Origin of the sequence: Enterococcus sulfureus ATCC 49903, assembly GCF_000407605.1 — a bacterium.
Taxonomy (GTDB): Bacteria; Bacillota; Bacilli; order Lactobacillales; family Enterococcaceae; genus Enterococcus_G; species Enterococcus_G sulfureus.
Window position 1 is genome coordinate 1 of the sequence record NZ_ASWO01000005.1, and the last position, 12865, is coordinate 12865.

At 37.8% G+C, this 12865-nt stretch carries 11 protein-coding genes, 4 tRNA genes and 2 rRNA genes; 12 read left to right on the plus strand and 5 right to left on the minus strand.

Translation table 11 applies throughout. From position 1 onward, the window contains the following. Positions 1-12: 12 nt before the first annotated feature. From rrf (I573_RS05920) to I573_RS05940, 5 genes are all read left to right on the plus strand, one after another. Positions 13-128 (plus strand): 5S ribosomal RNA (gene rrf / locus I573_RS05920). 9 nt (positions 129-137) lie between these two features. Then, positions 138-211 (plus strand) — tRNA-Asn (locus tag I573_RS05925). Positions 212-260: 49 nt separating this feature from the next. Further along, positions 261-333: transfer RNA gene (locus I573_RS05930), tRNA-Thr, on the plus strand. A 19-nt stretch (positions 334-352) separates the two neighbouring features. Further along, positions 353-468: ribosomal RNA gene (gene rrf, locus I573_RS05935) — 5S ribosomal RNA — on the plus strand. Between the two features lie 9 nt (positions 469-477). Next, positions 478-551: transfer RNA gene (locus I573_RS05940), tRNA-Asn, on the plus strand. Between the two features lie 47 nt (positions 552-598). Here the strand turns inward: I573_RS05940 and I573_RS05945 are convergent. The 3 genes from I573_RS05945 to I573_RS05955 all read right to left on the minus strand — a co-directional run bounded on the left by I573_RS05945 (position 599) and on the right by I573_RS05955 (position 3093). Next, complete coding sequence (locus tag I573_RS05945) at positions 599-1117, minus strand: hypothetical protein (protein WP_016185935.1); 519 nt, start codon at positions 1115-1117, stop codon at positions 599-601. A 137-nt stretch (positions 1118-1254) separates the two neighbouring features. Beyond that, a complete protein-coding gene (locus I573_RS05950) occupies positions 1255-1893 on the minus strand; it encodes a hypothetical protein (RefSeq protein WP_016185934.1) in 639 nt (212 codons plus the stop codon). A gap of 135 nt (positions 1894-2028) precedes the next feature. Continuing rightward, the gene (locus I573_RS05955) at positions 2029-3093 is read right to left on the minus strand and encodes a serine hydrolase domain-containing protein (RefSeq protein ID WP_016185933.1); all 1065 of its coding nucleotides are present in this window, start codon (positions 3091-3093) and stop codon (positions 2029-2031) included. Between the two features lie 135 nt (positions 3094-3228). Here I573_RS05955 and I573_RS05960 point away from each other — a divergent pair. Both I573_RS05960 and I573_RS05965 read left to right on the plus strand, forming a co-directional pair. Next, positions 3229-3302, plus strand: a tRNA-Asn gene (locus I573_RS05960). Between the two features lie 116 nt (positions 3303-3418). Then, on the plus strand, positions 3419-4159 hold the full coding sequence (locus I573_RS05965) for an acyl-[acyl-carrier-protein] thioesterase (protein ID WP_016185932.1): 741 nt from the start codon (positions 3419-3421) through the stop codon (positions 4157-4159). 18 nt (positions 4160-4177) lie between these two features. On the opposite strand, the gene I573_RS05970 is transcribed toward I573_RS05965, so the two are convergent. Continuing rightward, positions 4178-5140, minus strand: coding sequence for an asparaginase (locus I573_RS05970; protein ID WP_016185931.1), 963 nt, complete (start codon positions 5138-5140; stop codon positions 4178-4180). A gap of 109 nt (positions 5141-5249) precedes the next feature. Between I573_RS05970 and I573_RS05975 the strand changes: the two genes are divergently transcribed. Together I573_RS05975 and I573_RS05980 are read left to right on the plus strand one after the other, a co-directional pair. Continuing rightward, positions 5250-6080 (plus strand): DUF72 domain-containing protein, encoded by an 831-nt coding sequence (locus tag I573_RS05975; protein WP_016185930.1) that lies wholly within the window; start codon positions 5250-5252, stop codon positions 6078-6080. Between the two features lie 18 nt (positions 6081-6098). Continuing rightward, positions 6099-6980, plus strand: coding sequence for a Cof-type HAD-IIB family hydrolase (locus I573_RS05980; protein ID WP_016185929.1), 882 nt, complete (start codon positions 6099-6101; stop codon positions 6978-6980). 11 nt (positions 6981-6991) lie between these two features. On the opposite strand, the gene I573_RS05985 is transcribed toward I573_RS05980, so the two are convergent. Continuing rightward, the gene (locus I573_RS05985) at positions 6992-8341 is read right to left on the minus strand and encodes an aspartate kinase (RefSeq protein WP_016185928.1); all 1350 of its coding nucleotides are present in this window, start codon (positions 8339-8341) and stop codon (positions 6992-6994) included. Between the two features lie 281 nt (positions 8342-8622). On the opposite strand from I573_RS05985, the gene I573_RS05990 reads away from it, so the two are divergent. From I573_RS05990 to thiI, 3 genes are all read left to right on the plus strand, one after another. Then, a complete protein-coding gene (locus I573_RS05990) occupies positions 8623-10344 on the plus strand; it encodes a septation ring formation regulator EzrA (RefSeq protein WP_016185927.1) in 1722 nt (573 codons plus the stop codon). A gap of 149 nt (positions 10345-10493) precedes the next feature. Continuing rightward, the gene (locus I573_RS05995) at positions 10494-11636 is read left to right on the plus strand and encodes a cysteine desulfurase family protein (RefSeq protein WP_016185926.1); all 1143 of its coding nucleotides are present in this window, start codon (positions 10494-10496) and stop codon (positions 11634-11636) included. Positions 11637-11647: 11 nt separating this feature from the next. Continuing rightward, positions 11648-12856, plus strand: coding sequence for a tRNA uracil 4-sulfurtransferase ThiI (gene thiI, locus I573_RS06000; RefSeq protein WP_016185925.1), 1209 nt, complete (start codon positions 11648-11650; stop codon positions 12854-12856). The last annotated feature ends 9 nt before the right edge of the window (positions 12857-12865 follow it).

Consider the following 12865-nt stretch of genomic DNA (forward strand, 5'->3'; position numbering starts at 1 on the left):
AACTCACCATAGTGTGGTGGCGATAGCGAGAAGGACACACCTGTTCCCATGCCGAACACAGAAGTTAAGCTTCTTAGCGCCGATTGTAGTGAAGGGTTTCCCTTTGTGAGAGTAGGACGTCGCCATGCTGTAATTATTCCGGCATAGCTCAGTTGGTAGTAGCGCATGACTGTTAATCATGATGTCGTAGGTTCGAGTCCTACTGCCGGAGTCAAACATAGCTTGTTTTTATGTTTTGAAATAACGAATTACCTAAGTTTGCCGCTTTAGCTCAGCTGGTAGAGCGCATCCATGGTAAGGATGAGGTCGACGGTTCAAGCCCGTCAAGTGGCTTTGTTCCAAAAAAAATTAGTGTGGTAGTGATAGCGAGAAGGATACACCTGTTCCCATGCCGAACACAGAAGTTAAGTTTCTTAGCGCCGATTGTAGTGAAGGGTTTCCCTTTGTGAGAGTAGGACGTTGCCATGCTGTAATTATTCCGGCATAGCTCAGTTGGTAGTAGCGCATGACTGTTAATCATGATGTCGTAGGTTCGAGTCCTACTGCCGGAGTCAAGAAAATAAGCGAAGAAATGAGTTTTCTCATTTCTTCGCTTATTTTAGTTGAAAAAATGAAAACTGTTAGGATCTTGCGCACCAGATCGTGCCACGACTTCTTGTCCAGAATGGATTTGCATAAACGGCATACGGCTTTTATTTACAAAAGATCGACCTAAAGATTGAATAAAACGGACATATTGTATTTTTTCACTTTCAGATAAGGTATGCCACTTCTCTGTTACATTCAATTGGATATGACGAACTTCTCCATTTTCGTATAGAGAAACAGAAGCGCTTTGAATATAAGGTAGTTCTTTAGAACGAGTGGTATGAAGTAGAGTCGCTAGTCGTTCATTTGCTGTTTGAGAAAGTTTACTCACTGAAGCAGACAACGTTTCAGACTGTAAAATCGTAGAAGAAGATTTAGGGACGACGCTAATCGACAGTAAAAACGTAAAGCTAGCGAATGCTAAAAACAAAAGGGGAAAACGTTTAGGCTTAGAAGAAACGAATGAAGTGATCAGCCAAATCAGCCCGACAATAAATGCAAGTAGTGCCATTAGACCTGTATAAAACATAATATCCTCACTCCTTTGGTAAATAAAGCGGATACATGTATTTGTTCCAAGACAACTAGGTATATGTTTAGTGTACCTAGCTGTGTTTCAAAAGTCAAAATTTCTACTCAAAAAAACACTTGGCTAAGCCAAGTGTTTTATTCGTTTACGATATCAATCATTGAGGTATCTTGTACAGTTGAACGTGCAACTAATTTACCATCAGATTGAATTTGCATATAAGGATAGGTTTCGCCATCTTTAAATGGACCAGAGATCGCTTTTAACAAATCGATATATTTTTCTTGTTCATCTTTAGAAAGATCTTTCCAATTATCATTTACGTTTAGTTGAACATATTTAATGGAGCCATCATCATTGGTTAAGACTTCTGCTCCAGTAGCATCCATATAGTTGCCATCGTTGTAGTCATCAAATGTAGTTTTTAGAATCTCATCATTCTTCTTTGCAACATCATTTTCTTCAGCAGTTGCAGTTGTGCTTTCTGCAGTAGATGAGTTAGAAGTGCTAACGGATGGAGCTGTATTTTGTTTCTCCGTATTGCTTGTCGTACTTTCCATAGTAGATGAATTAGATGTGCTAACAGATGGAACTGTATTTTGATTTGCTGTATCACTAGTTGTCCCTGTGATGGTGACAACTACAATAAACCCAATCAAACTTAAGGCAAAAACGATACCCGGTATTTTTTTATTTGTTTTACGAATAAATGCTGCCACTAACCACACCAAACTAATGATCGCTAGAAATAAAAGCGCCATGCCAGTATAAAACATAATTTTCCTCCTTTGTTATTTAATATAAATAATTTTCTTGAAATATTAAATAAATTTATTAACCATTTATTTATATTATGATAACTTAAAAGAAAAATCATGTCAAAAATTACGGATGGAATAATATTATATATGTTATTTAAATTGAATGGTTTGATGAATCATATCGGAAAAAATAGAACTGATGCTGCTCATCTGAGTATCATCTTCTCGATTATTGGACATTAAAATTACTACATTATCCATCGCAGGCGTAAATAAAGCCAGCGTTTGTTGTTGCGCGATTTCACCTCGCGCACGATAGTAATTCAAATAGTTATATTGTCCACCGACATACGTTTCTTTATATAATGGTGCTAACATTGTTGTTTTTGTTTTTGGTGAGAGCAGTTGTCCTTGAAAGAGTAAAGTATAAAATGTATACAAATCGTTAATCGTCATATCAATATTTCCAGTACCTAGTTCTTTTTCATACGTATCCGTTGAAAAAGGAATCAATTCCCCATAGGGATCAAAAGTGGTTTGTTTGTAAGACTGACTATGCTGGGGTTCATTTAGCCAATTTGTAAAATAAGAGATACTCGTTAAGTGATAAGGGAGAATCAATTTTTTCTGGAGAGCCTCCCAATAACTTTGATGTGTGAGTTGTTGGATGATTCCTGCTAAAAGGTGATAATTGATTGGGCTATAGACAAATTGCTTTGGATGACTAAACGTCGTATGAGCTACATAATAATCTAAAAGTGCGGTCTCAGATTCTTGATGTTTTGGTTTTTTACTCAAGTGTAAACCGCTGACCATATCGAGCATTTCTTTGATAGTAATCTCTTGGCTATGCGGGATCTGAGGATAAAATGTAGCTAGTTTTGTTGTAAAAGACAACTGCTTTTGATCAATTAATTGTCCAATCAAAGCTGCAGTAAATGCTTTTTGGATAGATCCGATTTCATAATGTGTCTCAATAGAATTTTTAATAAACGCTGCTTTGTTTTGGAATCCATAGCCTTTATATAGTAAGACGTGGTGTTGTTTTACGACCAATGCCGTTCCGATAAAGTGAGCATCTTTTAGCCATTGATCATAAGTCGCCCCTTGTTGTTCGAAAGAATTACTTGGTGAAAGTACGGATGTATCTGCATGGATCGGTAAGGGGAATAGAGCACATGCTAAGCATATAATAAACCATCTGAGTTTCTTCATTTCATGAGTCCTCCTATTTGTTCTTTATTGTACGGCGATTTTATTGAAATGGATAAAAATGAAGAAATATTCGCAAAAACTTAAAAAAGTACTTGCGAAATCGTGACAAAATTGTTATATTATAGAAGAAGTTATTCCGGCATAGCTCAGTTGGTAGTAGCGCATGACTGTTAATCATGATGTCGTAGGTTCGAGTCCTACTGCCGGAGTTTAAAACATCCAATTTGGATGTTTTTTTTTGTCTAAAATTCAACAAGGCGGGATTTAAAAAATCAGTCTTTTTTTGTTTCATGGTATACTTAAGTTAGCAGTAGGAGGGACAGAAATGGCAAAAGAATTTACACGTCAACATGAAGTCGTTTATTATGAATGCGATCGTACCGGATCCATGACGATTCCGATGTTGATCAGTATCGCAATTCGTATTTCAGAAGAACAAAGTGACCAGTTGAATCGAGGAACAGATTTTATCCAATCCTTTGGCGTGACATGGATTTTAACCAACTATCATGTGACGATTTCACGTCTACCTCAAGTAGGCGAAACCGTTAGTGTAACAACAAAGGCACAAGAATATAATAAATACTTTTGTTACCGGACGTTTTGGTTTTATGATGAAGCAGGAAATGAATTGGTCAAAATCGAATCTGTTTTTGCATTGATGGATATCCATACCCGTAAGATGAGCCGGGTCACAGAAGAAATCATTGCGCCATTTGAGAGTGAGAAGATCAGTAAGATTCGTCGTTTTGGTCAACTGACTAAGTTGGATAAAGAGAAACCTTACACACAGTTGCCTTATCGTGTCCGATTTTATGATATCGATAGCAATCAACACGTCAACAATGCAATTTATTTTAATTGGATTTTAGACGCTTTAGGATACGATTTTTTAAATCAGCATCAACCAAAGTCCATTACAATTCGTTATGAAAAAGAAGTCTCGTATGGCAATCAAATCGATAGTTTAGTTCAAATCGATGAGACGACTATATGTAGCCGACATTTGATTCAAGTCGGAGATGATCGGTGCTGCGAGGCAGAAATTGAATGGCAAAAAAAATAAACGAACGCATGCGTTCGTTTATTTTTGAATAAATTGGCGGAAATCTGTTTCGGACAACTGGGCATTTTTCCCAATCAATAATTTGATTCTTGCTTTTTGACTATTGACGGTATTACAAAAAATAATCCCCATTTTTTCAAGTTCTTTTCCACCGCCAGGATATCCATATACCGGTTCAGCAACGCCATTAAAACAACGTGAAACCAATACGATGGGGATATCTTTATCTAGCAACTTTTGGATCTCGGGTAATGTTGCAGGTGGGAGATTTCCAGCACCTAAGGCCTCGATTACGATTCCATCAATTTTTGTTTGATTTAAAATGTGAAAAAAGTCTCCTGTCATCCCTGCATAGGCCTTGACGATCGGGACCAATCCTTGCATTTGATTGACATCATACCGTATCGTATCTAAAGATTCTAACATAAACAAAATCCGATGTTTTGTAATGATTCCGATAGGTCCTAAAGTGGGCGTTCTAAACGTCGCCACATTGGTCGTGTGCGTTTTGGTTACGTAGCGTGCAGTATGGATCTCATCGTTTAAGACTACCAATACGCCTTTTCCGATAGATTCATCAGATTCTGCTACCCGTAGTGCATTGGCAAAATTATACAGTCCATCACTGCCGATCTCATTACTAGAGCGCATCGCACCAGTTAGAATGATAGGCAATAAATCTCCGATAGTCGTGTCAAGAAAATAGGCGGTTTCTTCTAATGTATCCGTTCCATGCGTCACGACGATACTGTCAAAGCCTTCTGCTTTGGCTTGTTGAATCCGTTGTTTTAATGCAATCATTTCAATGAATGTCATATGAGGACTTGGGACATTTAAAAAATCTTCTACAGTCAAAGTAATACTTTCAGGAATCGAAAGAGTGGTTGTCAGTAGTGGATTAATGGCATCAGGAGATACACCAGTTGCATCTTCTTTCATAGCGATAGTGCCTCCTGTATGCAATACGAGAATTTGTTTCATAACGTGTGCTCCTTTTTCGTCGTCGTGTAAAAAAAGTATACGCAAGCTATCTGAGATATACAAGGGCAAATGCTAAAAATAGCGAAATTTCTTTAAAGGATGTGAGGTCATGATTTATATTGGGTGTACTGGATTTGAAGAACATCAAGTGATTACTGGAAAAACAAAAACAGGATTATCAGAGTATGCCAGTCAATTTCCGATCGTTGAACTGGATACAAGTTTTTATTTTATCCCAACACAACAGGCAATTAAAAAATGGATCCGAGAAACACCAGCAAGTTTTCGATTTATTTTAAAAGTACCGGGCATATTCACGACACACCATCCATTACCAGAAAATACGACATTTCAACAAGAGGCACAGCGCTTTTTGGAAAGAATCGCCCCCTTATATCAAACAGGTCGACTATTTTGCGTTTTAGCTCAATTTCCGGCACGATTCACTTGTACCAGTGAGCATGTTACTTATCTAGAAGAACTCAAACAGTTATTTTCAACTATTCCATTAGCGATTGAATTTCGACATCGAAGTTGGTATGATAAGCGGTATAACAAAAACATGTATCGTTTTATGTATGCCCATCAGCTGTCATTAGTCATTGTAGATGAACCTAAAAAATTGCCAACTACTGTGCCATTAGATCCAACGATTACCAACAAAACAATAGGCGTGATACGCTTGCATGGACGAAATGATGCAGGATGGCTGCATACGGGAAAAGATGCACGAAAATTCCGTACCTTATATCGATATTCGCAAGAAGAATTACAAGAATTTGCTACTCTTGCCAAAGAACTCACAAAAAAGACTGCAGATGTCGCATTTATTTTCAATAATAATTCAGGTGGAGATGCAGCTGAAAATGCTCGCCAGCTGATTCAACTGTTAGAGATTACATACCATGATTTAAATCCATCACAATTGGATTTATTCTAATAAAAGGAGGCTGAGTCGATGAAAAACATCAAAGCGATTTTTTTTGATATAGACGGGACATTATTAACTAGTCAAGGTCAAATCCGTCATTCAACACGTTGCGCGATTGAAACGGCTCAAAGCCAAGGTATTTTTTGTGGGGTTGCGACAGGAAGAGCTCCATTTGAAATCCAACGTCTGATTCAAGATTTACCGATCGATGTCTGTGTCAGTTATAATGGATCATTAGTAGAGATGGCAGATGTATCGATTTACGAACGAACGTTTTCGCCAGAGCGTTTAGAAGAATTAGTCGAAGTATGTACCCATCAAAAACGTCAAATGATTTTTGAAACAAGAACGAAAAAAATAGGTAGTTTCGCGATTCGAATTGGTCATACTTATCCATTCTCAGCATGGATCCCAGTGCTTTCAAAATGGTTTCCACTAGAAAAAGTAACGAAATTGTTTTCGTATCTTAAAACCAAGCGCTTGTCTAGAGGTGTCAGACAAATGCTTGACCAACAACTGAAAGTGTATCAATGTGTGGTATTGACGACGCCAAGTGACGAGGCTTCTTTGCATCAACTAGAACAAGTCGACGTTTTGCGGTCGAATCCCTATTCGGTAGACATCGTACCAAAAGATGGGAATAAAATCGTCGGGATTCAAATGTTTGGACGGTTTACGGACATTTCTTTAGATGAGATCATGGTGTTTGGTGATCATGAAAATGATATGGGGATGTTACAAGCAGCAGGAATCGGTGTGGCAATGGGGAATGCCAGTGATCACGTGAAGGCTGTGGCTGATTATGTCACAAAATCAAATCAAGATGATGGGATCTGTGAGGCAATGGAACATTTTGGTATCCTTACAAAAACAAAAAAAACGCTCTCTAATGGTTTAGTCGGCCAATAGAGAGCATTTTTTTAATCAAAAAATGTGTAATATAAGTTGCGAATGGCAAGCTGTTCTTGTTCTTTATGAATACCAAACATAATACTGACCTCAGACGCTCCTTGATTGATCATCTCAAGATTGATCTGTTTACGGGCAAGAGCAGCCGTACTTTCGGCCGTGATCCCCACGCGTTGACGCATTCCTTCGCCAACGACGACTACCATCGATAGATCATGGGTGATGCGTAATTCATCTGGATCGATATCGTAGGCGATCTTACGCAATAATTCTTCTTCTAAAACATCGGTTAATTGATCTGCACGTAAAATAATCGAAATATCATCGATACCAGAAGGCATATGTTCATAATTTAAACCAAACGTTTCGAAAATCTTTAAAACGCGTAAGGTAAAGCCGACTTCGCGGTTCATCAAGTACTTGCTGATATAAATCATACTAAATCCTTCATCGCTAGCGATCCCGACCACAGGCTGATGGGTGGTATCCCGTTGATTTGTGATTTTTGTTCCTGGATGTGTGGGATTATTCGTATTTTTGATGACTACTGGGATATGTGCTTTAAACGAAGGCATCAACGCTTCTTCATGAAAAACACCAAATCCAGCATAAGCGAGTTCGCGCATTTCACGATACGTCAGTTCGTTGATCAGTTCTGGTTGATGAACATAGTTTGGATTTGCAGCAAAAATCCCATCGACATCTGTAAAGTTCTCATAAAGATCCACTTTTAAACCAGCAGCAACGATTGCACCACTTACATCAGACCCACCACGAGAAAATGTACAGATTTCTCCTTTTTTTGTCACGCCAAAAAAACCTGGGATGACTAAAATTTCCTCAGCACGTTGCCACTTCGCGATTCGTTTATAAGCTTCAGGCAAAATTTGTGCGTTTTGAGGTTCTTCACTAACGAGCATACCGAGTTCTTGCGGGCTGACGTAGCGCGCATTCACCTGTTGTGTATTTAATACGGCTGCAATCAAACGTGCATTATTGTTCTCACCACTTGCTAGAACACGATCGTAAAAATAAGGCGTAAAAAACTCATCATGTAATGTTAGTTGTTCTAAATCATGTTTGATTTCTTCTAATACTGTTGTCTCGACATTAAAATGCATACCGATCTCAACATAACGTTGATAGATAGCATGAACTAACGTATCTGTCGGTGCCTGATCTAAAATGGCTTGATGCAACTCAATCAATAGATCGGTTACTTTGGTATCTTCCTTACTACGTTTTCCCGGTGCTGAAACCACAATGGCACGACGTGTGGCATCGTCTTTGATGATCGAAACTACTTTGGTCACTTGTTGTGCAGAAGCAAGTGAACTTCCTCCGAATTTGGCTACTTTCATATCGTCCGTCCTTTTGTTTTCATTCATTTTCATCTAGGGTACAGTTTTAAGCCTAATAAATCAATAGTTTTCTTAAAAAATTCCGAAGATTTGATGAGAAAAAAGCTGCAAATGGAAAATGTGTTTTTTTTTTAGTAGATTAGTGAACGAAGCAAGGCTTTATGGTATAATTTAACGTAGATGTCTTTATTTGAAGAAATGCCTTTCTTCTCGTCCGATTATGGTTCGATCGTGTAATCATCGGACTTAAAGCGAAAGTTTGAAAATTGGAGGAACCGTGAATGGGAAAAAACGGAGTCGTTGGCTTGGTCGTGGTGATTCTAGTCGTAGTCGCAGCTTTTTACTTAGTCGGCTATTTTATTAGAAAGAAAAATCAAGAAAAACTCAATGCGTTAGAAAAACGTAAAGAAATTTTATTTGATTTACCCGTCCTTGAAGAAATCGACGAAATCAAAAAAATGCATTTGGTTGGCCAAAGCCAAAATACATTTCGTGAATGGAAACAAAAGTGGACAGATCTATCAACCACTTCATTTGCTGAATTGGAAAGTCAAATCTTTGAAGTAGAAAGCTTGAATGAATCGCTAAAATTCTTTAAAGCTAAAGCTGCAGTTGAAGATGCAGAACAAACGATGACGGCAATGGAACAGCAAGCACAAGAAATTCGTAAGGGCCTAAAAGAATTGCGTGAAACAGAAGAACGCAATTCAGTCGCAGTACAAAATGCACTTGATCTTTATGAAGAACTAAAAACCGAATTACGCGAAGAATCAGATAAATTTGAACCTGCATTTGCTGAATTGCAAAAGTTAGCGAAGACAGTGGAAAGTGAATTTGCGAAATTTGTGATGCTAAACACTTCAGGCGATCCAGTTGAAGCGCGCGAAGTCTTGGCAAATGCAGAAAAAGATACGTATGCACTTGAAACAACAATGAAACGTATCCCTCCTTTGGCAGATGAATTAAAGAAACAATTTCCAGATCAATTAACTGATTTAAAAACTGGATACAAAAAAATGATTCAAGAAAATTACGTATTTCCTGAAGATCATGTGCTAGAAGATGTAAACCAGATCGATCATCAAGTACAGACAGCACTAGAAGAGTTAGAAAAACTTTCATTGGATAGTGTGGAAACGACATCTAAAGAAATCAATGATCAAATTGAAACATTGTATAGCTTTATGGAAAAAGAATATGAAGCGAAAAAATATGTCTTGCGTAACCGTAAAGTGTTAGCAGATTATATCAATCATTCGATTCGTAATAATCGTCAGTTATTGATTGAACTTGATCATACGGCACAAAGCTATGCGTTGAATCATAATGAATTAGGTCAAGTACGTGCATTCCAATCTGAAATCGAAGAATTATCGCGTCGTAACGAAGGACTAGCACCTCAAATTGAACATCATGAATTACCATTTACTGAAGTTCAAGCCTTTTTAAAAGATGCATTCCAAATTTTAGATTCGATCGAAAACCAACAAGTTGCAATTGATGAGGGCATTCATGAATTGCGCGAAGGTGAAAAAGTTGCACAAGAAAAAATGGAACATTACGAATTCACTTTACGTAATTTAAAACGATTTGTTGAAAAACAACGTTTACCAGGGCTTCCTGGAGATTATTTAGATTATTTCTTTACCGTAACAGACCGTGTAGAAGAACTAAATAAATCTTTAAATAAAATCCGTATCGATATGGATCAAATCAACAAACTGATTACAATTTGTGATGAAGATATGATTGAACTCACGGATCAAACACATTCATTTGTGGATGCAGCTGCGTTAACAGAACAAATGTTGCAATACGCGAACCGTTACCGTCATTCACATCCAGATATCAAAGCGGCTATCGATCGCAGTTTAGATTTGTTCAAACATGAGTATCGATACCAAGAAGCACTAGATGTAATTGGAACAGCTTTAGAACAAGTTGAACCAGGTGCTTTCAAGCGAATCGAAGATTTCTACTTTGAACATCCAGATCTAGTATAACGTGAAAAACAAGTAGCAGAATTTTCTGTTACTTGTTTTTTTTTCTAAATAAGTGATGAGGGTTTAAAAAGAGTTAAATAAGATACCTTGAAAGAATAGAAGTGGGGCCGTATAATGGATAAGAATTTCGAAAGTGAGGAAAAACAACTGTGATTTATTTTGACAATAGTGCAACTACGGCGATCGACCCTCAAGCATTAGATACATACATAAAAACAAGCCAGCGAATTATGGGCAATCCTTCTAGTTTACATGAATTAGGAAATCAAGCAAAACGTTTATTGGAACAAGCGCGAAAACAGATCGCCACTTCTTTAGCCGTGAGCGAAAAGGAAATCTTTTTTACCAGTGGTGGAACAGAAGGTGATAACTGGGTAGTAAAAGGTACAGCGTTAGAAAAACGTGAATTTGGAAATCATATCATCATCTCAAGTGTAGAACATCCGGCAATTAAAGAGTCTGCGAAACAACTGGCACAACTAGGATTTGAAATCAGCGAAGTTCCAGTTGATGAAAAAGGAATCGTCGAGGTGTCTGCATTAAGTGAGTTGATAAAAAAAGATACGATTTTAGTTTCCATAATGGCTGTAAACAATGAAGTAGGTGCGATCCAACCTATTGAAGAAATCAGTGCGTTACTCGAACAGTTTCCTAAGATTCACTTTCATGTGGATGCCGTACAAGCCATCACAAAATTAGAATTAGCTGATTGGTTAACGGATCGCGTTGATTTTGCTACTTTTTCGGCGCATAAATTTCATGGGCCAAAAGGAGTCGGCTTTATTTTTTGGCGTGAAGGACGTAAATTAGCTCCATTATTAACAGGTGGTGGCCAAGAAAAAAATTACCGTAGTAGTACTGAAAATGTACCTGCGATCGTCGCGATGGCAAAAGCGTTACGTTTAGCAAATGAACGAGCTATAGTGAAAAAAAATCAACTGCCACGTTTAAAAGAAGCACTTGTATCTGCCTTAAAAGGATATCGCAAAGTCACCGTCTTTTCAGAAGGTCCAGAGTATGCACCGCATATTTTATGTTTTGCCTTACGTGGAATACGAGGTGAAGTCTTAGTCCATGCATTTGAAGAAAAACAAATCTTTATTTCGACAACAAGTGCCTGTTCTAGTCGTAATAAACTGACAAGTAGTACACTTTATGCGATGGGAGTAGAAGAAAATCTAGCTACTTGCGCTGTCCGAATAAGTTTAGATGAACAAAATACAATGGCAGAAGTTGAGCAATTTATGATCATTTTCAATCAGCTCTATCAAAAATTTATAAAAGTAGGATAAGGAGTGTCAATGTGAAATATACAGAAATTATGGTTCGCTACGGTGAACTATCGACGAAAGGAAAAAATCGTCGCAAATTTATTATGAAACTCGCTGAAAACGTACGTCAAACATTAGGTGAGTTTCCTAAAATCAAAATCAATGCCGATCGCGATCGAATGCATTTATTATTAAATGGTGAAGATAGTACTCAAATCATTCCAAAATTGCAAAAAGTTTTTGGGATTCAAAATTTTTCGCCAAGTATTCGAGTTGAAAAAGACGTCGCGGCGATTGTCCATATGGCACAAGCGATGATGAAAGAACGTTATTCTGGAACAGAGACGTTTAAAGTGACCGCTAAACGAAGTGATCATAGTTTCGAAAAAAATAGTGGTGAACTAAATGTATTGGTTGGAAATGCAATCATTGATTTATTTCCAAAAATCGATGTTCAAATGAAAAAACCAGACATTAATTTGCGAGTAGAAATTCGTTTAGATGGTGCGTATTTATCTTGTGAAACGATCAAAGGTGCAGGCGGCTTACCTGTAGGAACAGCGGGTAAAGGCATGTTGATGCTTTCTGGTGGAATCGATTCACCAGTTGCCGGTTATTTGGCGATGAAACGTGGGGTATTATTAGAAGCTGTGCACTTTGCTAGTCCTCCGTATACAAGCGAACAAGCCTTACGCAAAGCAAAAGATCTGACAAAAAAATTAACGCCTTATGGTGGCTCGATCTCATTTATTGAAGTCCCATTTACTGAAGTACAAGAAGAAATCAAACGGTGCATTCCACAGGCATATTGGATGACGGTCACACGTAGAATGATGTTGCGATTGACTGATGCGATTCGTATGCAACAAAATGGTCTAGTGATTATTAATGGCGAATCTTTAGGACAAGTGGCTTCACAAACTTTACACAGTATGGTCGCAATCAACGAAGTAACCAGTACTCCGATCGTTCGTCCAGTCGCGACAATGGATAAATTGGAGATCATTGAACTTGCTCAAGAAATTGATACGTTTGATATTGCGATCCAACCTTTTGAGGATTGCTGTACGATTTTTGCGCCGCCTCAACCTAAAACACGTCCACAGCTAGAAAAAGTTCAAAAATATGAAGGACGAATTGATGTGGCAGGATTAATGGAACGGGCGTTAGCTAATCTTAAATTTGAAGAAATTTTAGTTTCTTCTTCTAATGAAGTATCTGAATTCGATGAATTTTTATAATGAAATCTA